The sequence below is a fragment of the Amycolatopsis rubida genome, assembly GCF_900115345.1.
Classification (GTDB): domain Bacteria; phylum Actinomycetota; class Actinomycetes; order Mycobacteriales; family Pseudonocardiaceae; genus Amycolatopsis; species Amycolatopsis rubida.
Genome location: NZ_FOWC01000012.1, coordinates 145,137 through 166,446, shown reverse-complemented (window position 1 = coordinate 166,446; position 21,310 = coordinate 145,137). Strand labels below are relative to the sequence as shown.

Below are 21,310 nucleotides of genomic sequence, written 5' to 3'. Positions count from 1 at the left end.
GCTCTGCGCAGACGCCCCGCACCGGTGCGTCGTTCGCGGGAGACCGGGAGGGAGCGCCATGGGCACGACCGGCGAGTACCGGGCCGAGCCGGAGGCCATGCGCTCCACAGTTGGCAACGTGGGCGCCGTCATCGCCCACGGCATCAACGCCGTCGCGGACCTGGAAAAACTCGTCCTGCAGCCGACGACGTTCGCCAGCTTCGGCAGCGTCGTCGCGGCGGCGAACGAGGCGCTGCACTCGCAGCAGGTGACCGCGGTGCGCTCGCTGCTGCAAGTGCTGCAGGAGATCAACGGCCTGGTCAAGCACAGCGCGGATGCCTACCAAAGCGCCGACGAAGCAGTATCCGAGGGCTACGGCGGCGACCATGCTCGGTCTTCTGGGGCGTCGCTGGCGTCGATCTGGGGCGCCCCGCACGCCGCGCACCTGGCCGAGGCGGCGATCACCGACAGCGCCGGCGCGCACGGCGAACCGTCCTCGGTCGGCAACGTGCTGCGTTACCTCGGCGACGCCGACCTCGGCAGGCTCGCCGAGCATCCGCTGACCGACGCCCGGTTCCACGGCGTCGCGGACTTCAACGACTGGCTCGCCGGCGACGCCGACAACCAGGCGCGCGTCGGCCTGATCGAGGTTTATTCGGGCACCGCCCGCACCTTCGGCGACGTGCCCGGCGGCGTGCACAGCGGCGACGTCGTCGTGGTGGAGCCGCTGCTGCTCGCCGGCCGGCATCCGGTGATCGGCGTCGCCGGGGACGGCGGCGCCCTCTACAACCATGGCCTGCTCGATCCGGGCCTCGGCGGACTGGCCAAGGTCAGCGTGTACCGGCCCGCCTCCGTCTGACCCCGAACCCCGACCAAGTGAGGTCCGATGCTCTTCCCGAACTCCAGCGCGATGGACGCCACCGCTTCAGGCGGAGGCCCGATCACCGTGCTGCCGCAGATCGTCACCGGCCAGCCGGAGCAGATCGCGAAGCACGTCCTCGACCTGCTGCACAAGGCCGCCGAGCTGACCTCGCTCTACACCGAGCTCAGCAAGGCCGCCGACCAGCTCGGCAAGGTCTGGTCCGGCGGGGCGTCGGAATCGGCGCTGCAGAAGATCTCCCACTCGCTCGACCAGCTCACCAAGATCATCAACGTGATCGAGAAGGGCGCCGAACTGCTCGGCGTCTCGGGCACGCTGGTGAAGACGGCGCAGGAGGCGTACCGGTCGGTGGTCGCGGCGGTGAACCCGACTGTCGCGTCGCTGATGTCGAACTGGTGGACCTACGGGGCCGCGGTCGCGCTTTCCACTGCCACGAGCGCCACGCTGCGCGGATTCATCACCGCGGTCGGCGGACTGCTGAAGGCGCTCGGCGCGGGGGACCTCGCGAACCAGATCACCCAGGTCGCGACGATCATCGGCGACCTCGAAAAGCTGTTCCACCACGGTTCTTCCGACGCTGACGGCTCGGCGGGCAACGCGGCGTTCTCCGGTACGCCGGTCACCGCGCCGCAGATGCCCGCGCCGGTCGCGAGCGCGTCCGGGCAGGCGGCGATCGGCGGCAGCGGAGGGGGAGTGCCCGGCGGCAACCCGTCGTTCACGAACTACACGCCGCCCGCGCTGTCCACCGGCGGCTGGCCGGCCGGCAGCGGAACCGGCACTGGGGCTTGGCCGTCCGGCGGCGGTGCCGGGGCGGGGGCCAACCCGGGGAACAGCTGGATTCCCGTGGATCCGGCACCGGCTCCCGCGCCTTCGGTGCCGGGTCAGTCGACCGGTGCGCACGAGGTCGTGATCCACACCGACCTGAACACCGGGCAGTCGACCGTCGAGGCCCCGGCCGGGCAGGACGTGGACATCGATGTCGACGTCACCTACCAGGGCAAACACTTCCAGCAGCACGTCGACATCGACGCGAAGGGCGCGTAGCCGGTGGCCGTGGACGCGTCCGGCGTCGTCAGCTCGGTGCTGTCGAACTACCGGCAGGTGCTGGTCGAATACCAGCGCCGGGTCACCGGCGACCCGGCAGCGCTTGAGGCGGCGGCGAACCGCTGCGGCACCAACGCGTCCACGATTACCGGCAAAGCCACCGAAATCGCGGACGCTGCCACGGCATTGCACGCTGACTGGGACGGTGCTGCGTACACCGCGTACGCGACAGCAGCGTCCAATGTCGCGCATGCGCTGACCGAAGACGGCACGAAGCTGGCCGATCAGGGCAAGCGATTGTCGATGGCCGGACAGCTGTTGCGGTGGGCGCGCTCTGGGGCCGACTCGGTTGTTTCGCAGTTCGATCAGTACGGCGCGCAGCTGATCAACCAAGCACGGTCGGCGGATCCGAACGCGGTCGGCGCTTTTATCGCTGCGGCAAGGGATTTGGGCGAGCAGGCGGTCACGGCGGCCGGGCAGGTCGCCGACGAGCTGTCGGACGCGTTGGCGGAATCGTTCCCCGCGCCGTGGGCCGGGCCGATGAGCAAGCCGGGCAAGCTGGGCAAACGCGGCTACGGCCCGTTGTCCTGGGTCAGCGGCGACACGCTCGACGGACGCAAGCGGCCGCGTTCGGTGCCGTCGTGGTTCGGCAATTCCGGCTGGAAGAAGCTGACCTGGAACGGCCTCGAAGGCACCCGCGCGCCGAAGAAGGCCGACACGCCGTTCGGGCAGCCGAAGCAGAAGAGCGCGATCGCCCGCGCCACCGAGATCACCTACTCCAAGACCGCGCACGAGCAAGACGGTTTCATTCCGGAGTACGACGGGAAAATCTCCTCGCAAGGCTGGGACGCGAAGGCGTCCGGCCACGCGGAACTGGGGTTCCGGGAGGATATCGGGACCAGCGGAAGCTATGGCGCCGCGCACGGCAGCGCTCGCGGTTCGGCTTTCGCGGGCGGGGAGGTCAGCGCTTCGGGGCAGCTGGGACTGCACGGGCTTGGCGTGCACGCCAACGCTTTCGCCGGCGGCAAGCTGGAGGGCCAGGTCGCGGCGGATGTCGCCGGGGTCGGCGTCGGCGCGAGCGGGAGTGTCCAATATGGACTCGGCGCTCAGCTCGACGGCCAGTTCGTCTATGACAACGGGCATCTGAAGATGAACTTCAAGGCCGGTGCCGCGCTGGGGCTCGGCGCCGGGCTCGGCGCGAAGATCGACATCGACCTGCCGAAGGTCGGCGCGGCGGTCAGCGAATACGGCGGCGCGGCGGTCGACGCGGTCGGCGACGCCGCGAGCCAGGCAGCGAACGCGTTGGGCGGGGCTTGGGACGATGCCGCGCAGTATGTGGGCTCGTGGTGAGTGCCATGGCGGACCTGGTGACGCTCCCGCTGGGCTTCGACGTCCCGCAGGGCTGGACGCCGGTGCCGCCGATCGCACCCGGGCTGGTTTTCGTCGCGGTGCACCCGAAACCGGTCGCGGAGTTCACGCCGAACATCACGCTCGGCATCCAGCAGCGCCAGGATTCCCCGCCGATGACGGACATCGCCGACGAGGCCGTCGAACGGCTCGGCCGGACGATGGCGCTGCTGGACGTCCTCGACCGGCAGGAGGTCGGCGGCCCCGCCGCGCCCGGCTGCACCCAGACCTTGCGGATGCGCACCGGCGAAGGCCAGGATCTGCTGCAGATCCAGGTGTTCCTGACCGTGCCCGGTCCGGCCGGGCGGGTCGTGCTGGAACTGGTCTGCACGGCCGATCCGCAGGACGCGCGCACGCTCGTCCCCGACTTCCGGAAGTTCGTCGCCAGTGTGCACGTCCGCCGGGAAACCCCGCAGGAGAAGGAGAACGACGGTGACTGAACCGGATGCCGTGCCGGACATGGACGAGCTGCTCGCCCAGGTCCGCAAGCAGACCGAAGAGGTGCAGCGGATCCAGCGCACGGTCGAGGCGATGGAGGTCAAGGCGGCTTCGCGGCAGAACGAGGTGACCGTGACGCTGCGCGGCGACGGCCGGTTCACCTCGGTCGACATCGACCAGCGCGCGATCCGCGAGTACGACGCGCGCACGCTGTCGGAGATCGTCCTCGAAGCGGTGAACGCCGGCCTGCAGAAGCTCGCCGAGGCGAGCAGCGCGAAGTTCGCCCCGGTGATCGAGGCGTCCAGGTCCCAGCAGTGAGCGCGCCGGCCGTCGCCGGGTCGACCCGGCGCGTCACGATCGTCACCCCGCGCGCCAGGGTGGACGTCGCGCTGCCGCAGCAGAGCACGTTCGCCGAACTGGTGCCGCAGCTGGTCCGGCTCGCCGGGGCGGCCGGGCAGGCGCCGGCCGAGCATCCGGGCTGGGTGCTGGCGCGGCTCGGCGGCGCGCCGCTCGCGCTCGGGCTCACCGTGGCCGCCGCGCAGGTGCGCGACGGCGAGGTGCTCCACCTGACCCCGCGCGAACGTCCGCGCGGCCCGCTGTTGTTCGACGACGTGGTCGACTCGATCGCGAGCATCGGCGAATCCGCGTCGAGCGCGTGGGGGCCGAAGGTCGCGCGGCGGGCCGGGATCACCGCGGCCGCTCTGCTGTTGTTCGCGGGCGGGCTGCTGATCCAGGCGTCGCTGGCGGGCAGCGTGCTCGCGCCGATCGGCACCGGGCTGCTCGCGATCGTGCTGCTGCTCGGCGGCGGTGCGCTGAGCCGGGCGTACGGTGATTCGGGCGCGGGCGCGGCCGGTGCGCTGGCCGGGGTCGGCGTGGCATTCCTTTCCGGGATCTCGTTGCTGCCGCCGCATTCGGTGTTCTCGCTCTCCGCCGGACCGCTTGCCGCGGGGCTCGCCGCGGTGACTGTTTACGGGGTGCTGGCCGCGGTTTCGGTGGCGGACCGGCTGCCGTTCTTCGTCGCGATCGTCGGCTCGGCCGGGATCGGCGCGATCGCGACCGGCGTGGTGTTGCTGACCGGCGCGAAGCCGGTTGCCGCCGCGGCTGTCGCGGCAGTGCTGGCGACCGCGTTGGCGGCTGTCGCGCCGATGCTGGCGCTGCGGCTGGGCCGGATGCCGCTCCCGCGCGTGCCGGACGACATGGAATCCTTCCGTGCCAACGAACAACCGTCGCTCGGCGTGGAAATGGCCGGGCGGACGACGTACGCGCAGGCGTTGCTCACCAGTTTGCTGGTGGCGCTCGGGCTGGTGGTCGTCGGCTCGTCGATCGTGCTCGCCACCGGCGGGCCGTGGGAAGCCGGGCTGGCCGCGCTCGCCGGGACGGCGTGGATCCAGCGTTCGCGCGCGTATGCGGGCCGTACGCAACGGCTGGTGCTGGTCGGCTTCGGGCTCGTCGCGTTGCTGACCGCGGGTTTCTGGCTGATCGCGGGCAACCAGCGGATCGCGCTTCTCGCGGCCGGGCTGGCGCTGGTGCTGGCCGCGGTGGTGTCGTTGTTCTACGCGACGCGGGTCGCGCGCGGGGTGCGGTCGCCGTACTGGTCGCGGTTGCTGGATATTTCCGAGTTCCTGGTGCTGCTGTCGCTGGTGCCGTTCGTGGCGTTGATCGCCGGAGTGTACGAGGCGGTCAGCGGCTGAGCGGGCTGGCGGCTTTCAGCGTCCGAAGCACCGGCGCGGTTTCGCAGGAGCGGATGCCGGGCAGCGCGCCGAGCCGGTGGGTGAGGTAGCGGTGCAGGGCGGGGGGATCGGCGCAGAGCGCGTGCGCGAGGAGGTTCGTCGGCCCGGTGGTCGCGGCGACGACGGCTAGCTCGCGATGGGTGGCGAGTGCGGTGGCGACGGCGTCGAGATCGGCCGGGGCCACGGCCATCCACAGCAGCGCCTGCGTGGTCGCGCCGAAGAGCCGGGCGTCGATTTCCACGTCGAAATAGAGGATTTCCGCCGCGCGCAGGTCGGCGATCCGGCGGGCGACAGTCGCGGCGGACCAGCCGGTGACCGCTGCGAGTCCGGTTTGCCCGAGGCGGCCGTCTCGCTGGAGCGCGGTGAGCAAGGGCTCGTCGGCGGCGGTCGCTTGGGCAGGCGTGGCGCGGGTTTCCGGTTCCAGCCGACGGCGTTGGGCGTCGGTCAGGACTTCGGCGCGGCCTTGCCAGGCGGTCGGCCCGCCGTGGTACAGGTGCAGCAGCTGGTGCGCGGAGACGGCGGTGATGCCGGTCGTGCGCGGGATGTCGTTCAGCAGCAGGCCGTGCTCCGGGGCGGACCCGTTGGCGGTCTGCACGATGACGCAGATTTCCGTCCCGCCGCCGGCGAGTTTGACCCAGGTCGTGTCGGTGCGCCGGACGAGCGCGTCGGCGACCCGCTGTGCGACCGCCGGGACGACGGTGAGCCGCACGAGCCACTGCGTCTGCCCGGCGCGATGCGGCGCGGCGAGCCCGACGACGCGCAGTCCGGCTTCAGCACGCAGCCGCCGGTAGCGGCGCGCGACGGTCTGCGTCGAGACGCCCAGGACGGTGCCGATCCGCGCGAACGGGGCGCGGCCGTCGATCTGGAGCGCGTGGACGAGGGCGTGGTCGAGGTCGTCGAGCATGGCTTGATTCTGCATCACACTGTCCTGAGTGGAAGATTTCTGCTCGTTCGCGCTGGTGGCTGGAATCTTGCCTTGCCGCTGCCCAGGCTGGCGGCATGAACGATGCACGCCGCTGGGCCGCGCTGGCGGTCCTGCTCGTCGCGGAAGCGATGAACCTCCTCGACACCACCATCGTCCAGGTCGCCGCGCCCGCGGTGCACGCCGAACTGGGCGGCGCGATCTCCTTCTACACCGTCGGATACACGCTGCCTTTCGCGCTTCTGCTGATCACCGGCGGACGCCTCGGCGACCTTCTCGGCCGACGCCGCGTTTTCCAGTTCGGCATGGCCGGGTTCGTCCTCGCCTCGGCCCTGTGCGCGGCCGCGACCACGCCCGGGTTCCTGCTCGTTTTCCGCGCTCTGCAAGGGGCTTCGGCCGCCTTGGTGATCCCGCAGACGATCGGGCTGATCCGCGTCCTGTTCGACGGCTCGGCCCGCGCGCGGGCGCTCGGCATGATCGGCCCGGTGATGGGACTGGCCGCGGTGAGCGGTCCCGTCCTCGGCGGGCTGCTGACCGACGCCTGGTCGTGGCGGTCGGTATTCCTGGTGAACATCCCGCTCGGACTCGCCGTGCTCGCCGCGTCCGGCCTGCTCGCCGAAGACCGGTCCGCCGCCCGGCCGCGGCTCGACCTGCTCGGGACCGGCCTGGTCGTCGTGGGCGCCGGGCTGGTGGTCTACCCGCTCCTCACGCGGTGGAATGGGTTCCTCGTCGCCGCCGGAGCAGTTGTGCTCGCTGTTTTCGCTCTGCAGCAACGGTTTCGCGGCGGTCTGATCGAGAGCAGCCTCTTCCGCGGCTGGGGATTCCCCGCCGGGCTGCTGACGTCAGTGCTGTTCTTCGCGGTGATGACCGGCCTTACCCAAGTCGTCGTCCTGTTCCTGCAACTGACCCAGCACGCCGACGCCCGCACCGCCGGCCTCTCGTTGCTGCCGTGGTCGTGCGGCCTGGCCGTATCGTCCGTTGTGGCCGGACGCTGGCTCGTCCCGCGCCACGGCCCCCGGATTCTCTTTGCCGGCGTGGGATTCCTGGCCGCGGGCATCACCGGGATCGCGCTGGGCTGGCCGTTGCCGCTCCCGCTGGCGGTCGCCGGAACCGGGACCGGGTTGTTCACCGTGCCGTTCTTCACCGCTGCGCTGGCCCTCGTCCGTCCCTCGGAGACGGGGTCGGCGGCGGGCCTGCTGAACGCGGTGCAGCAGCTCGGCGGAACCATCGGAGTCGCGGTGCTGACCGCGGTTTTCCTCGCGACCGATCTGACCGTCGCGTGCTGGACGGCCGTCGGCCTGACCGTCGCGGCCGGGCTGACCGCGATCGGGCTCACTCGCGGAACGCGCGAGCCGTCCCGGGCCGGAGTGTGAAAGGGCGGCGGAGGTCGAGGCCGCTGCGTTCGCCGATCAGGCCGATCGGTGGATTCCAGCAGGCTGCGAGCGTGCAGAACGCGCTGGTCGAGCAGCCATTGCCACGGCGTGGTCCCGGTGGCTTCGTGGAAGCGGCGGACGAACGTGCGCGGGCTGAACCCGGCTTGGCGGGCGAGCTGCCCGAGGGTGAGCATGCCTCCAGTATCGCGCTTGACCTTGTCCTTGGGGCAAGGTGGGAAGCACGATGACGGCACCCTGCGCGCGCTCGCCGACGAGGGCGACGAGACCGCGCTGGAGCGCCTCGCCGACACCCGCGGCGACCTGGCCGAACTGCTCGACGAGGGCAGCGAACACGCCGGACGCTTGCTGACCAGCCGGGCGGTGGCGAACCGCGACCTGCGGGAGCTGCGGCGGCTGTCGGACGCGGGGAGCGGCGAGGCGGAGACGGAACTGGAGCGGCTCCTTCGCGCCGGCTGACTCGGGTTGTCAGGTCCGTGAAGGGAACCCCCTCACGGACGTTCCACACCACGGTTGAGGCCGTGGATCTTCCGCGTCACCGGAATCGCCAGCAGACAAGCCAGCACCCCCGACCCGAACAACACCGGATAGTTCGTGCTCGCGCTCGAACCGAACGACAGCAGCGCGGGCCCGTAGACCGGAACCAGTGAACTGGGCAGCGTGAGAGCGATGTTCACCACCCCCATCTCGCGAGCCGCCTCCCCGTCCCCGGACAGCAACGCGGCCGGGACCGCGAAATGGCCGCAGAAGTACCCGCCGAGGCCGACTCCCGCGATCGCGGCGCTGAGATAGAGCATCGGGACGCTCCGCGCGACGATCATGACCGCCAGCGCCAGTGCCAGCATGACCGCCGACGAGATCATCATCAGCCCGCGCCTGCCGAACCGGTCGGTGATCCAGCCGCCGGCCAGGCTCGCGGGCAGTGCGATGCCGAAGGCGATCAGGTTCACGACGAACGCTGAGTGCGCGATCTCGCCGCCGCCGACGCCCAGCACGTCGGACAGGTAGTAGACCAGGTACGTGGTGAAAGTCGAGAACCCGGCGGACAGCAGGAAAACCATCAGGCAGGCCCAGGCGAAGGGCGGGTTGTGCCGGGGCCGGAACGAGAACATCCTGGCGATGTCGCGCTTCGCGAACGGAGTGCGGGCGGCCGGGTCGAGGCGCCGGTCGGGCAGGACGGCGCACAGGATGACGACGGTGATCGGCGCGGCGATCGCGGGAAGCAGGAACATCCAGAACGGCGGCAGTCCGGCGACGGCCTGTGCGACGAAGCTGCCGCCGATCATCGCGATCGGGAAGCAGACGCCCATCAGCGCGCTCACCACGCCGCGCCGCTCGGGCGGGATCTGGTCGGGCAGCAGCGCCACCAGCGCGGCGAGTCCGGCGTTGAACAGGACCTGGGTCAGGCACCAGCCGAGCACGACCGTGGTCGTGGTCGTGGCGAACGCGACGACGAGCAGTCCCGCGGTGCCGCCGAAGATGCCGACGATCAGCCAGGGTTTGCGCATCCCGAACCGGGACGTGGTGCGGTCGGACAGATGGCCGAAGAGCGGATTGGAGATGACGGCGAGCAGTGCGCCGAGGCCGAGCGCGAGCGCGAGGGCCCCGACCTTGTGCTCGGGGTCGATCTGCTGGAGCCGGAGGGCGACGGTGACCGACGCCGGGGTGATGAGGGCGAAGTAGCAGCCGAGCAGCGCCGCGATGTAGGCGACGACGAACTTCGGGCCTGCGGTGCGAACGGACCGGTCCGCACTGACCGTGTGCGTCATGGCTTTCTCCGAGAGGGGATCGGTTCCGCGGGTCGCCGGGGCGACGCAGACGCCACCCGCGGTGGCGGTTCCGACGTTCTCGGGCGTGAGACAGCAAGGATGTTCGCTTCGGCGAAGCGCGCTGTCAAGCCCGGATTCCCTTCAGCGACCGGATCCCGGACGGCGAAAGCGTGTGTTCCACCGCCGACACGATCCCGCCCGCGACGCCAGCGTGCCTGCCGAGTTCGCTGTGCGTCAGCACCAGGTTCCGGGTGGCCAGCGGCAGCGCGCGCCGGTAGACGACGCTGCGGATCCCGGCGAGGACGTCGTCGCCCGCCGCGGTGATCAGGCCGCCGAGGGCGATCGTGCGGGGGTTGTAGAAGTGCACCAGCATCGCGACGACTTCGCCGATCGTTCCGGCCGCGGTGCGGATGTGCCGCACCACCGTCGGTTCCCCGTCGCGGAGTGCGCGGGCGAGGTCCTCAATGGACTCCAGTGCGGGCAGTTCGGCCTGGACGAGGCGGAGCACCGCTCCGGCGGAGGCCACGGCTTCGACACAGCCGACGTTGCCGCATTGGCAGACGGTGTGGTCGTCGCCGGGGACGCGGACGTGCCCGATGTCCCCGGCCGCGCCGTCGGACCCGCGGTGGATGCGCCCGTCCGCGAGCACGAGGCCGCCGCCGATCCCGGTGCCGATCTTGAGGAACAGCAACGGATTCGCCTCGGCGGGCCGGGCTCGCGCCTCGCCGAGCGCCATCAGGTTCACGTCGTTGTCGACGAGCACGGCGCAGGAAAGCCGTTCGCCCATCACCTGCCCGACCGGGAACCGGTCCCAGCCGGGCATGATCGGCGGCCGCACCGGGGAACCGGTCCGCGCGTCGACCGGGCCGGGCAGACCCATGGCGAGCGCCGTGACCTCGCCGGGCTCGACCTCGGCTTCGCGGAGCAGCTCGCGCAGCCGGTCGGTCAACGCGTCGAGCGCGGCTTCGGGGCCCTGCTCCAGCGCTAGCGGGAACTGCTGCTCGGCGAGGATCGTCTGCGCCGTGTCGGCGACGGCGACCCGGGTGCTGTGCGCGCCGAGGTCCGCCGCCAGCACCACTCCCGCCCGCGCGGCGAGCCGGAGCCGGTGCGCCGGGCGGCCGCGGCCGGCATGCGCCGCGGTGCCCGATTCGGCGAGGACACGGGAGCGCAGCAGCGAGTCCAGGTGCCCGTTCAGCGTGGACCTGGACATACCGGTGGAGCGGACGAGCGCCGCGCGCGTGTCCGCCGAACCGGACGCGACGAGCCGGAGGATCTGGCTGTGCGCCCGGTCGGCGGCGTCGTCCTCCGGGGCGGGCGGGGAGGAGAGCCGGACGGGAGCCCAATCGGTCATGATCCGGATGGTAGACCATTAATGGCCGCATTTTTGACTGAAAGTGCACTTATTTTTGACTTGATCCGACATAAACCCGCGACTTAGCGTGGGGCTACGACGGAGCAGGGCGTGAGACCCCCAGCCACGTTTTCGCAGGTGAAAGGACAGCAATGGCGGAGCAGGACCCCCAGGGAAAGCCTCGGCGAGGCGTCGCCGTGCTCGGCGCGGGGATGATCGCCGCCGTGCACCGCCGGGCCGCGCTGCTGGCGGGTGCGGAGGTGACGGGGGTACTGGCCTCGACCCCGGCGCGGTCCCGCGAGGTCGCGAGCCGATGGCAGGTGCGCGCCGGATACCGGGACCTCGCCGAGGTGCTCGACGACGACCGGGTCGACGTCGTGCACGTCTGCACTCCGAACGCCACCCACGCCGAGTACGCCGAAGCCGCGCTGCGGGCCGGAAAACACGTGATCTGCGAGAAGCCCCTCGGCGTTTCAGCCGGCCAGGCGCAGCGGATGGCCGGTCTCGCCGAGCGAAGCGGGCTGGTGGCCACCGTGCCGTTCGTCTACCGCTACCACCCGATCGTCCGCGAACTGCGGGCCCGGGTGCGGGCGGGCGAACTCGGCGACCGGCTGCTGCTGGTGCACGGGAGCTATCTGCAGGACTGGATGCTCTCGCCCGACGCGTCGGGCTGGCGGGTCTTCGCGGACTCCGGCGGGCCGTCCCGGGCGTTCGCCGACATCGGGTCGCACTGGTGCGACCTCGTCGAGTGGATCACCGGCGACCCGTTCGCCGAACTGACCGCCGCGACCTCGGTCGCCGTGCACGACCGGCCGGGCGCGGGCGGGGCCAGCTTCACCGGTTCCGGTTCGGGAGCCCGGGTCCCGGTGCGGACCGAGGACTCCGCGACGCTGCTGCTGCGCACCGAATCGGGAGTGCTGGCCTCGACGACGATCTCCCAGGTCGCCGCAGGACGGAAGAACCGGCTGTGGTTCGAACTCGACGGCTCCCTCGGCAGCGCGGTCTTCGACCAGGAGACGCCCGAGTCGATCTGGCTGGGCGGCGCGGACGAATCCCGGATCGTGGTGCGGGACAACGGAACCGGCTCTGCGGAACAACGCAGGCTGTCGCAGTTGCCCGCCGGGCACGCGCAGGGCTACGCCCAGTGCTTCGAAGCGTTCGTCGCCGACACCTACGCGGCCATCGACGGAGACGCGCCGGAAGGACTGCCGGGCTTCGCGGACGGGTTGCGTTCGGCGCGGCTGGTCGACGCGGTGCTGCGCTCGGCCCGTGAGGGATCGTGGACGAAGGTGGAACGATGAAACTCGGAATGCTGACCGCGTGCCTCCCCGGATGGGACCTCGACCGGATCGCGAAGTGGGCCGCGGGCGCGGGGTACGAAGCACTCGAAGTGGCCTGCTGGCCCTCGACCGGCGGCCGCGATTTCGAAGCCTCCCACCTGCCGGTGGCCGATTTCGGGCCGGAACAGGCGGAGCGGACCCAGGAGCTGATGGCGCGCCACCGCCTCAGCATTTCCGCACTGGCCTACTACGAGAACAACCTGCATCCGGATCCATTGCGGCGCGCGGAAATCCACGCTCATCTGCGAGCGTCGATCGACGCCGCGCAGGCGCTCGGTACCGGGCTGGTCGGCACCTTCGTCGGACGGGACCCGGGCCGGTCGGTCCGGGAGAACCAGGCCGAGGCCGAGACTGTCTTCCCGGCGCTGGTCGAGTACGCGGGGGAGCGCGGGGTCCGGCTGATCGTCGAGAACTGCGTGATGGAGGGCTGGCATCCGGACGGCTATCCGGGCAATCTCGCCTACTCGCCCGAGCTGTGGGAGTGGATGTTCGGGCTGGGCCTGTACCTGAACTGGGATCCCTCGCACCTCACCTGGATCGGCATCGACCCGGTGGAGACCATCGCCCCGTACGCCGGCCGCATCCTGCACGCCCAGGCCAAGGACGTCGAACTGGATCCCCGCGCCCGGCAGCGCTACGGCTTCTTCGGCAAGACCGCCAAGAACGACCCGTGGGAGACCGGCTGGTGGCGCTACCGGATCCCCGGCCTCGGCCAGGTCGACTGGGCGAAGGTCGTCGACCGGCTGCACGAGCACGGGTTCGACGGCACGCTCTCGGTCGAGCACGAGGATCCGGTCTGGGGCGGCACTCCCGGGCGGGTCACGCGCGGGCTCGAAATCGCGCACCGGACGCTGCGGCCGCACGTGATCGAAACCCCGGAGGAAGCGTGAACGACGTGCTCATCGTCGGCGGCGGGCTCATGGGCGCCGCCGTCGCCCGCGAACTGCGCGACGCCGGCCCGGCCGTCCGCATCGTGATCGCCGACGGCGGTCCGGTGATCGGCCCGACCCCGGGCCAGCACCTGCACGACGTCGCTGACGCTGAGATCTGGGAGCGCTACAACCAGCGCGTCGCCTCCGGCATCCAGGGGTTCTACACCGGCGTCGGGCCGACCGCGGACGTCGGCGGCTCCCTCGCCGATGTCGAGCCCGGCATGTACCACCTCACGTCGCTCGGCGAGGACGCCGCGGAGATGCCCGCCGCGTCGATCGCCTGGAACGCGGGCGGAATGGGCGTTCATTGGACGGCCGCCACCCCCGCTCCGTGGGGCGAGGAGATACCGTCCTTCGCGGACTCCGAAGAATGGCGGAGCGACCTCGACCGGGCAGCCGAACTGCTGCGGGTCAACCGGAATCCCTTCCCGGACACCGAGGCCGGGAGCGTGGTGACCGCGACGATCGAGAAGCTCTTCGCCGACGTCGACGCCCCCGGCCGCAGCGTCCAGCCGATGCCGATGGCGGCTCAGCGAGACGCCGCGGGGGTGCTTCGCCGCACCGGGCCCAACGTGATCTTCCCGCCGATCGCCGACGCCGCGACGGATCCGTGCTTCACCCTCCTGACCGAGACGCGCGCGATCCGGCTGATCCACGAGGGTGGCAAGGTGCGCGGCGCCGTCGTGCAGGACGTGCGGACCGGTGCCACGCGAGAGATCCGGGCAGCTGCCACTGTGGTCTGCGCCGACACCATGCGCAGCCCCCAGCTGCTGTTCGCCTCCGGGATCCGGCCGCCCGCGCTGGGCCGCTACCTCAACGAACACGCCTTCCTCACCGGACGCGTGCTCGCCGATCCGCGGCGGCTCGGGTTCGACCTGTCCGCGCTGCCCGCGCAAGCCGACGGCGAGATCATGATCGGGCACTACTGGCAGCCGCACAGCGGGGCCGCGCAACCGTTCCAGGCCCAGATCGGCGTCCAGGCGTTCACCGCCGAGGACGGCACGCGGCTGGCCTGCCAGGTCGGGACGAGCCTCTACATCCCGACCGAGATCAAGGCGGACAACCGGCTGGAGTTCTCCGCCGAGGAGACCGACGCGATGGGCATGCCGCGCATCTCCGTCCGGTTCGGCTGGTCCGGCCGCGACCGCGAGCTCATCGAGCAGGCCCGGCGCACGCAGCAGGCGCTCGGCGACGCGCTCGGCTCGTTCGACCCGGCGACCGAATCGGCGCTGCTGGACCCGGGATGCTCGCTGCACTTCACCGGAACGGTCCGGATGGGGCCCGCCGACGACGGGTCCAGCGTCTGCGACCCGGACTGCCGGGTGTGGGGCTTCGACAACCTTTTCGTGGCAGGCAACGGCGTCGTGCCCACCGCCCTGGTCTGCAACTCGACCTTGACCGGCATGACCACCGCCGTGCGCGCGGCCCGCGCCGTGACGGCCGCGCTCGGCTGAAGACGGGAGTTTCCATGACGCTCGACCGTTCCCAGTTCGCCATCAACACCCTGCAGTGGACCGACCTGGCCAAGGGCTGGGAGTACGACGACCCGGCTTTCCTCGGCAAGCAGCCGCGGGTGCTTGCCGAGGCCGCCGAATCCGGGTTCGCCGCGGTCATGATGGAAGTCCTCCCCACCCAGACCATCCGGGCCTATCGCGAGCTTCTCGCCGAGAACGGCCTGCGGGCGGCCCCCGGCTATCTGCAGGTCCCGCTGCCCGAATCGCACGGCGTGACGCTCGAACCGGGTTCGGCCGCGGAGTTCCGCTGGTTCGACGGCGTGCGCCGGCGCGCCGACGAAACCCACGCGCTCGGCCTCGACACGCTCTTCCTTTCCGCCGAGATGGTCACCGGCGGCGGCATGCCCCGCTTCGACGAGGCGGCGGGCGTGGGCCACGCCTTCGACCGGGCGCGGCTGGAGCGCTACACCGACCTCCTCGGCCGGGCGGCGGAAATCCTGACCGCGGAAGGGATCCGGCCCGCGTTCCACAACCACGTCGGCTCCTGGGTCGAGACGCGGGAGGAGATCGAGCACGTGCTCGCCGCGATTCCCGAGTCCGTGCTCGGGGCGGGATTCGACCTCGGGCACCTCTTCTGGGCGGGCGCGGACGTCCGCGGAATGCTGCGCGAGCACCGCGACCGGATCGCCGCCCTGCACCTCAAGGACCTCGACGTCGACCGCGTCCGCCGGCTGCGGGCCGAACCCGGGCCCTACACCCGTTCGACCGACGATCTGTTCCTCGAACCGGGACGCGGCGGCGTGCCGCTGCTCGAGTACCTCGGCGAACTGCCGGACGCGTTCGGCGGCTGGATCGTCGTGGAGGTCGACCGTCCGTCGATGGAACCGCTGGCCAGCGCACGGGCCAGCTGGAAGTGGGTCGAGAGCAACTTCCCGGCCGTCTGACGGCGGTGCCGCTCGCCCCGCTCGGAGCTCAGGTGAGGGCGAGCGGCAACGTCCGCCGCACCGCCGCCGCATGCCCGCCATGCAGCGGAACCACCGAAATCCCTTGCGGCACCGGCGCTTCCTCGGCCCTCGTGCCCACCCGGACGGTCAGCTCCAGCTTCTCCCGCCCGCCCGGCGTCCGCCGCAAAGTCGCCGACGTGGCGGTGAACGCCGCCTCCGGCACCGCCACCGCCACCGTCCGGGCGAGACCCCGTGAAGACCGTGGCGAGTAACACGCCTGCGTGAGCCCGCCCCACTTCCACGCGCGCCAGAAATCCCCGTCGGACTCCGGGTTTCCGGTCGAAACGCCCAGCGCCACCCGAAGTTCGTTGGTCAGCTCGCCAGCCTCCAGCACGGTCGACGGGTAGCCCGCCTCCGCGAGCGCCACCATCAAGCTCAACGCCGCACTCGCCGTGCTCCGCAGCGCCCCCAGCTCGCCGCCGCCGCGGGCGAGGGCGGCGATCGGCGCGTCCTCCGGCCGGTACCGCACCGCGAGCCAGCGCACCCGGTACACCTGCGAATCCCTTGGCACCGCCCACGTCAGCAGCTGCACGGCGGCCAGCGGGATGTCCGTGTTCTGGAATGTTGTGCGGAGGACGGCCAGCAGTTCGTCCGTCGAAGGCTCCCCGGCGCCAGGCGTGAGGCGGACGATCGCGCTCCAGCCGCCCTCGACCTCGGCGACGCCGAATCGGTTGCCCGCGCGGTCGACGTGCTGACGCACCTTCACCGGACCGGCGATGCGCAGCAAGGCGTCCGGGCTGTCGCGGCGGCTGTCGTGGCGACGCAGGCGATGCGCGAGCCACGTCCACGCCCAGCAGGCGAAATGCCGTCCGGCGACTCGCACCGACGTCGTCACCACCAGCAGTCCGGCCAGCGCGGCGACGGTGATCCGCATCGGCTGGGCCAGGCCGGGCACGGTCAACGCGAGCAGCAGCGCCAGCGCGGCGATCTCCCACCCGGCCGCCTGCACCGGGCGGATCGGCAGCAGCCACGGCCACGGCGCGGTGCCCGGAATCCCGGCGGTCCCGGGGGTGCGGGCATGAGCCGGGGCAGGCGGCGCGGACACGGACAACGCATTCCCCTCTTCCCCGGGCAGCGACCCGGCCCCGCGAACGCTAGCGTCCCCGCGCGGGCGCGTGGGCGTAAAAATTACCCTCGTGCGCGTCCGGGGAGCGCTCTAGCCTGCGCGGGAAGCGGATGTGATCTCCAGGGGGCCGGGACAGCGTGTGGACGCAGCGGGACCAGATCCAGGCGTATCAGTTCCTGCGCCGCCGTCTCGTGTCCGCGCTCGTCGCGGCGGACGCCAACCATCCGGTCTCGCCCAGCCGCCGTCTCGTGCTCGGCACGCTGCTCGGCGTCGGCGCGGCCCTGCTCGTGACCGCGGTGTTCGGGGTGATCGGCCTGGTCAGCCCGTCCGGCGGGAAGGACTGGCTGGCCGGCGGCAAGGTGATCGTCGAAGAGGACAGCGGGGCGCGTTTCGTGCTCGGCGCGGACGGCGCGGTGCACCCGGTCCTCAACTACGCGTCCGCCCGGCTGCTGGCCGGCGGCAACGGCCATGAGACCGTCACCGTGCCCGCCGAGAAGCTCGGCACGGCCCCGCGCGGTACCCAGATCGGCATCGTCGGCGCGCCGGATTCCTTGCCCAGCACGCTGATCGCCACCCCGTGGGCCAGTTGCAGCCGCACCACCCAGGACGCGCCCGCTTCGGCGGAACCGCTTGTCGCCGTGCTGCTGGAACCGGCCGCGTCCGGGGTCGAGCTGCCGCGCGATTCGGGCGTGATCGTCCGCGTCCCGCAGGGCGGCCGGTTCCTGCTCGCGGGCGGCCACCGGTACCGGCTGAGCGACGAAGCCGCGGCGGCCCTGCAATTCGACAGCTATCCGACGATCGCCGTGTCCGCGCGCTGGATCGACACCGTGCCCGCCGGCCGCGATCTCGGCGAGATCCCCGTCGACGGCGCGGGAAACCGCGGTCCGCGCGTCGGCACGCAGGAGACGCGCGTCGGCCAGGTGCTGTCGGTCGTCGACCCGATGGCCGGGCCCGCCGACGCCTCGACCTACTACCTCGTCCGCCCGGACGGTCTCGCACCCGTCGGCCAGACCGAGGCCGCGCTGCTCGTCACGACCCCGGCGAACGAACCGGCGTATCCGGGCCGTCCGGAACCGGCGCGGGTGCGCGCCGCGGACGTCGCTTCGGTGAAGAAGGTGAGCGAATCCCGCTCCGGCGGCGCGGATCCGGCGGCGTACCCGGACCGGATCCCCGGGAAAGCGCCGATCACCGGCAGCGCGGTGACCCTGTGCGCGCAGAACGGCCGCGTGACGGTCTCGGCGGACTTGCCGGTCCCGCCCGGCGCCCGCGCGCTGCCGGTGCAGAGCCGGACCGACGCCCGGGTCGCGGACGTCGTCTACGTTCCGCCCTCGCGCGGCGCGGTCGCGACCGATCCCGGGTCCGGCACGATTTATCTCGTCACGGACACAGGACGAAAATATCCGGTGGCGAACGGGACGGCGCTCGCGTCGCTGGGCTACGGTTCGGGGTCCGGGCATCCGGTCGCGGGCGGGCTTCTCGCGCTGATGCCGACCGGTCCCGCGCTGGATCCCGCCGCGGCCGGGCAGCCTGCGGGAACGGGGTGAGCGAGCCGGTGACCACGACAGCGCAGCGATCCAGCGACGTACCGGACCACCCCGAATCCCCGGCTCCCGGCCGTGTCCAGGTCGCCGTCATCGAAGACCACCCGCTGTACCGCCGTTCGGTGGAACGCGTCCTCGTCGAGGCCCCGGACGTCGAACTGGGCGCGGTGGTCGATTCGGTCGCCCGCTTCCACGTCGCGCGTCAGCCCGCCGGGAGCGTCGTGCTGCTCGACCTCGGCCTGCCTGGCGTCGCCGGCGCGGCCGCCGTGCTGGAGGTCGCCGAGCTGGGCCATCACGTGCTGGTCGTGTCCGCGCAAGCCGAGCCGGAGACGGTGCTGGCCGCGATCGCCGCCGGGGCCAAGGGATTCCTGTCCAAGGACGTCGACGTCGACGAGCTGCTGATCGCCATCCGCGCGGTCGCGGGCGGCGGCGCGTACGTGTCGGCCGTGGTCGCCGGAATGATCATCAAGGACAACACCGACCGCCCGGTCACGCGGCCGGAAATGGAGCTGTCGCCGCGCGAAGTGCAGGTGCTGCGGCTCGTCGCGGCGGGCGAACGGGACGTCGACATCGCGCGGATCCTCGGCATCGGCGTCCGCACCGTGCGCGGCTACCTCGACCGGATCCGCGACAAGACCGGCGAACGGCGGCGCCCCGGCCTGGTGAAGGAAGCGATCCGCCGCGGCCTGGTGGGGAAGGAAACAGTGACGTGAAAGCCGACGAGGGGCGGCGCCGGAGCGGACCCATCCAGGTCGGGGTGATCGAAGACCACCCGCTGTACCGGGACGCGGTCGCGCGCGTGCTGAACGAGGCCCCGGACGTCGAACTGGGCGCGGTAGCCGACTCCGTGGCCCGGTTCGCGGTGCAGGACCAGCCGAAGGGCAGCGTGGTCGTGCTCGACCTGAAACTGCGCGGCGTCCAGGACGCGGCCGCGGTGCTCGAAGTGGGGCAGATGGGGCACAAGGTGCTCGTGGTGTCCGCGCACGCGGAACAGCCCGAGGTCCTCGGCGCGATGCAAGCCGGGGCGAAGGGCTTCCTGTCGAAGGACGTGGACGGGGACGAACTGCTCCGCGCGATCCGGACGATCGCGGAGGACAACGCGTACGTCTCGCCGACCTTGGCCGGGATGATCATCCAGGACAGCGACGAACGGCACGCGGGGCCGAAGATCGTGCTGTCGGAACGGGAAAAGCAGGTCCTGCGCCTGGTGGCGGCGGGGGAGCGGGACGTCGACGTCGCGGAGATCCTGGACATCAGCGTCCGGACGGTGCGCTCGTACCTGGACCGGATCCGGGACAAGACGGGGGAGCGGCGCAGGGCGGGGTTCGTGCGAGTGGCGATCCGGGAAGGGCTGCTGCGCTGAGGGCGAGAGATCCGGCCCGGGCCTGCGACTACGACCTCGCGGTGTCGTTCGCCGGGGAAGGCCGCGAGTTCGTCGAGGCTGTCGTCCGAGAGGTGGCCGAAGCCGGTTACCAGGTGTTCTCCGACCAGGACGAGCAGGTTGCGCTCTGGGGCGAAGACCTGACCGAGTACCTGCCGAAGATTTACGAAGAACGCGCGCGGTACGCCGTGATGTTCGTTTCCCGGCATTACGCGGCCAAACCGTGGACGAGGTTCGAGCGTGCTGGTGCGGGCGATCGATCAGCCGGAACCGTATTTGCTTCCGGTGCGCTTGGCCGCGACCCAGTTCGACGGGGTCCGGGACAGCATCAGCTACCTGGACGGAAACCTCGTCGGGACGAGCGGCGTCGCGAGCGCGATCTGCACGAAACTGGCAGCGCCGCGGCGGCGGGTTCACCGGCTACGTTCCGCGCAACGAGCACGAAGCCACGGTGCTGATCGGCGAACGCCCCGCCGGATGGGAACTCGCGACAGTGATCAGCGTGACCAGGAACTTCGCCGCGGTGCTTTCCGGCAACGCGCATCTCTCCGCGTTCGGGGCGCCAGGCGAAGCCGGGGACGTGCCGAGAATAATTCACCTGGCCAGCCGGTACGTCGCCGTCTATCAGTCCTTCCTGGAATGGTCCTATCGGCTCCGCGGCTACGCCACCCCGTCGGATGAAGCGCACGAAGTCTTCGCCGCCCTCGCCCGCTACGCCGACCAGCTCGTGGAACGGCTGAGATCTTTCGTCTACGAGTTCCGCGACCGAGCCGGCGTCAGCCCGGTTCGATCGCGCCCTCGAAGCGTTCCAGCGCCACCAGCGGAGCTGATCCCCGCTACAACCGCCGGTTGGCCACCGCTCCGGTAGCCGCCCGCGCCTTCCCCGCGACCTCCGGATCGACGTCCACCACCAGCATCTCCGCCCCGGCCCCAGCCTGCGCCTGCACGCGGCCGAACCCGTCCGCCACCAGCGAATAGCCGATCCCCGTCGGCGCCTTCGGATTGACCTCCGTGCCGGTCGCGGCCGGATCAGCCTGCCCGCAAGCCGCCACCCAGCACCCGGAGTCCAGCGCCCGTGCCCGCACCAGGACCTCCCACTGCTCTCGCTTCCCGGCCCCCGCGCCCCAGGAAGCCGGAACCGCCACCACGTCCGCCCCGTCGTCGGCCAGCCGCCGGAACAGCTCCGGGAACCGCAGGTCGTAGCAGGTAGCGACCCCGAACACGGTCCCTTCGGCGGAGAACGTCACGACCTGCGAACCCGGCGCGACGGTATCCGATTCGGCGAATCCGAACGCGTCGTACAGGTGGATCTTGTCGTATCCCAGATGCTGCCCCAGCCCGGTGACCAGCAGCGTGTTCCGCACCCGCCCGTTGTCCGCCGGCGTGAACATCCCGGCGATCACCAGCACGTCGTGCTCCGCGGCGATCGAGGCCACCGCGGCGGCCCACGGGCCGTCCAGCTGCTGCGCGACCGGGGCGAGCGGGCGGCCGAAGCGGGCCATCGCCGCCTCCGGGAACACCACCACGCGGGCTCCGGCGGCGGCCGCGGCCGCCACGCCGGAGCGAACCGTTTTCAGGTTTTCGTCCGGGTCGTCGCCCGAGTTGAGCTGGCACAACGCGATCCGGGGCACACGAGCCTCCCTGGTCCGGGGACAGCGGGTCGGCATCGAGTATCCCTGCC

General features: G+C 71.5%; 22 protein-coding genes and 1 pseudogene. 17 read left to right on the top strand and 6 right to left on the bottom strand.

The genetic code is table 11. The annotated features are described in order from the left end of the window. Nucleotides 1-58 precede the first annotated feature (58 nt). Genes BM362_RS34715 through eccD form a run of 6 tightly spaced genes read left to right on the top strand, consistent with a single transcriptional unit; the run spans nt 59 to nt 5,439 of the window. Nucleotides 59-838, top strand: coding sequence for a WXG100 family type VII secretion target (locus tag BM362_RS34715; RefSeq protein WP_093576041.1), 780 nt, complete (start codon nt 59-61; stop codon nt 836-838). 27 nt (nt 839-865) lie between these two features. After that, a complete protein-coding gene (locus tag BM362_RS34710; RefSeq protein WP_093576040.1) occupies nt 866-1,903 on the top strand; it encodes a WXG100 family type VII secretion target in 1,038 nt (345 codons plus the stop codon). Between the two features lie 3 nt (nt 1,904-1,906). Next, nucleotides 1,907-3,253, top strand: a complete 1,347-nt coding sequence (locus BM362_RS34705; protein ID WP_093576039.1) for a WXG100 family type VII secretion target — start codon at nt 1,907-1,909, stop codon at nt 3,251-3,253. 5 nt (nt 3,254-3,258) lie between these two features. Then, nucleotides 3,259-3,750, top strand: a complete 492-nt coding sequence (locus tag BM362_RS34700) for a hypothetical protein (protein ID WP_093576038.1) — start codon at nt 3,259-3,261, stop codon at nt 3,748-3,750. Continuing rightward, nucleotides 3,743-4,066 carry a YbaB/EbfC family nucleoid-associated protein gene (locus BM362_RS34695; RefSeq protein ID WP_067577898.1) on the top strand — a complete coding sequence of 108 codons (324 nt, stop codon included), beginning with the start codon at nt 3,743-3,745 and terminating at the stop codon, nt 4,064-4,066. Before BM362_RS34700 ends, BM362_RS34695 begins: the two co-directional genes overlap by 8 nt. Further along, the gene (eccD, locus tag BM362_RS34690) at nt 4,063-5,439 is read left to right on the top strand and encodes a type VII secretion integral membrane protein EccD (protein ID WP_093576037.1); all 1,377 of its coding nucleotides are present in this window, start codon (nt 4,063-4,065) and stop codon (nt 5,437-5,439) included. Before BM362_RS34695 ends, eccD begins: the two co-directional genes overlap by 4 nt. Here the strand turns inward: eccD and BM362_RS34685 are convergent. Further along, nucleotides 5,429-6,397: an Lrp/AsnC family transcriptional regulator gene (locus BM362_RS34685; RefSeq protein ID WP_093576036.1), complete on the bottom strand. Its 969-nt coding sequence runs from the start codon at nt 6,395-6,397 to the stop codon at nt 5,429-5,431. The two genes, eccD and BM362_RS34685, sit on opposite strands and share 11 nt — an antisense overlap. An 80-nt stretch (nt 6,398-6,477) precedes the next feature. On the opposite strand from BM362_RS34685, the gene BM362_RS34680 reads away from it, so the two are divergent. Beyond that, nucleotides 6,478-7,773 carry an MFS transporter gene (locus tag BM362_RS34680; RefSeq protein WP_093576035.1) on the top strand — a complete coding sequence of 432 codons (1,296 nt, stop codon included), beginning with the start codon at nt 6,478-6,480 and terminating at the stop codon, nt 7,771-7,773. Nucleotides 7,774-7,826: 53 nt separating this feature from the next. Here BM362_RS34680 and BM362_RS50790 read toward each other — a convergent pair. After that, nucleotides 7,827-7,967 (bottom strand): annotated as a pseudogene (locus BM362_RS50790) (helix-turn-helix domain-containing protein); the annotation flags it as partial. Between the two features lie 16 nt (nt 7,968-7,983). On the opposite strand from BM362_RS50790, the gene BM362_RS34670 reads away from it, so the two are divergent. Beyond that, entirely contained in the window at nt 7,984-8,250 is a 267-nt protein-coding gene (locus BM362_RS34670; RefSeq protein WP_232791529.1) for a hypothetical protein, read from the top strand. Between the two features lie 32 nt (nt 8,251-8,282). On the opposite strand, the gene BM362_RS34665 is transcribed toward BM362_RS34670, so the two are convergent. Then, nucleotides 8,283-9,560: an MFS transporter gene (locus BM362_RS34665; RefSeq protein ID WP_067577891.1), complete on the bottom strand. Its 1,278-nt coding sequence runs from the start codon at nt 9,558-9,560 to the stop codon at nt 8,283-8,285. A gap of 124 nt (nt 9,561-9,684) precedes the next feature. Further along, complete coding sequence (locus BM362_RS34660; RefSeq protein WP_093576034.1) at nt 9,685-10,911, bottom strand: ROK family transcriptional regulator; 1,227 nt, start codon at nt 10,909-10,911, stop codon at nt 9,685-9,687. A 152-nt stretch (nt 10,912-11,063) separates the two neighbouring features. On the opposite strand from BM362_RS34660, the gene BM362_RS34655 reads away from it, so the two are divergent. The 4 genes from BM362_RS34655 to BM362_RS34640 are packed head-to-tail and all read left to right on the top strand — an operon-like array spanning nt 11,064 to nt 15,581. After that, complete coding sequence (locus BM362_RS34655; RefSeq protein WP_093576033.1) at nt 11,064-12,212, top strand: Gfo/Idh/MocA family protein; 1,149 nt, start codon at nt 11,064-11,066, stop codon at nt 12,210-12,212. After that, nucleotides 12,209-13,141 carry a sugar phosphate isomerase/epimerase family protein gene (locus BM362_RS34650; protein ID WP_067577887.1) on the top strand — a complete coding sequence of 311 codons (933 nt, stop codon included), beginning with the start codon at nt 12,209-12,211 and terminating at the stop codon, nt 13,139-13,141. Before BM362_RS34655 ends, BM362_RS34650 begins: the two co-directional genes overlap by 4 nt. Further along, nucleotides 13,138-14,637, top strand: a complete 1,500-nt coding sequence (locus BM362_RS34645; RefSeq protein ID WP_244287378.1) for a GMC oxidoreductase — start codon at nt 13,138-13,140, stop codon at nt 14,635-14,637. Before BM362_RS34650 ends, BM362_RS34645 begins: the two co-directional genes overlap by 4 nt. Before the next feature lie 14 nt (nt 14,638-14,651). Further along, nucleotides 14,652-15,581, top strand: a complete 930-nt coding sequence (locus BM362_RS34640; protein ID WP_093576032.1) for a sugar phosphate isomerase/epimerase family protein — start codon at nt 14,652-14,654, stop codon at nt 15,579-15,581. Nucleotides 15,582-15,609: 28 nt separating this feature from the next. Here BM362_RS34640 and BM362_RS34635 read toward each other — a convergent pair whose 3' ends face one another. Next, nucleotides 15,610-16,692 carry a type VII secretion protein EccE gene (locus BM362_RS34635; protein WP_093576031.1) on the bottom strand — a complete coding sequence of 361 codons (1,083 nt, stop codon included), beginning with the start codon at nt 16,690-16,692 and terminating at the stop codon, nt 15,610-15,612. Between the two features lie 152 nt (nt 16,693-16,844). Here BM362_RS34635 and eccB point away from each other — a divergent pair, with 152 nt between their 5' ends. The 5 genes from eccB (at nt 16,845) to BM362_RS34610 (ending at nt 20,497) form a co-directional block, all read left to right on the top strand. Continuing rightward, nucleotides 16,845-18,251 carry a type VII secretion protein EccB gene (gene eccB, locus BM362_RS34630; RefSeq protein WP_067577883.1) on the top strand — a complete coding sequence of 469 codons (1,407 nt, stop codon included), beginning with the start codon at nt 16,845-16,847 and terminating at the stop codon, nt 18,249-18,251. Between the two features lie 89 nt (nt 18,252-18,340). After that, the gene (locus tag BM362_RS34625; RefSeq protein ID WP_232791542.1) at nt 18,341-18,961 is read left to right on the top strand and encodes a response regulator transcription factor; all 621 of its coding nucleotides are present in this window, start codon (nt 18,341-18,343) and stop codon (nt 18,959-18,961) included. Then, nucleotides 18,958-19,611, top strand: coding sequence for a response regulator (locus BM362_RS34620; protein ID WP_067577881.1), 654 nt, complete (start codon nt 18,958-18,960; stop codon nt 19,609-19,611). The genes BM362_RS34625 and BM362_RS34620 overlap by 4 nt, the downstream gene beginning before the upstream one ends. Nucleotides 19,612-19,652: 41 nt before the next feature. Next, nucleotides 19,653-20,087, top strand: a complete 435-nt coding sequence (locus BM362_RS34615) for a TIR domain-containing protein (RefSeq protein ID WP_167545558.1) — start codon at nt 19,653-19,655, stop codon at nt 20,085-20,087. After that, the gene (locus tag BM362_RS34610) at nt 20,081-20,497 is read left to right on the top strand and encodes a hypothetical protein (RefSeq protein WP_093576029.1); all 417 of its coding nucleotides are present in this window, start codon (nt 20,081-20,083) and stop codon (nt 20,495-20,497) included. Before BM362_RS34615 ends, BM362_RS34610 begins: the two co-directional genes overlap by 7 nt. Here the strand turns inward: BM362_RS34610 and BM362_RS34605 are convergent. Further along, nucleotides 20,466-21,260 carry a carbon-nitrogen hydrolase family protein gene (locus tag BM362_RS34605; RefSeq protein ID WP_067577875.1) on the bottom strand — a complete coding sequence of 265 codons (795 nt, stop codon included), beginning with the start codon at nt 21,258-21,260 and terminating at the stop codon, nt 20,466-20,468. The genes BM362_RS34610 and BM362_RS34605 overlap by 32 nt on opposite strands. Nucleotides 21,261-21,310 lie beyond the last annotated feature (50 nt).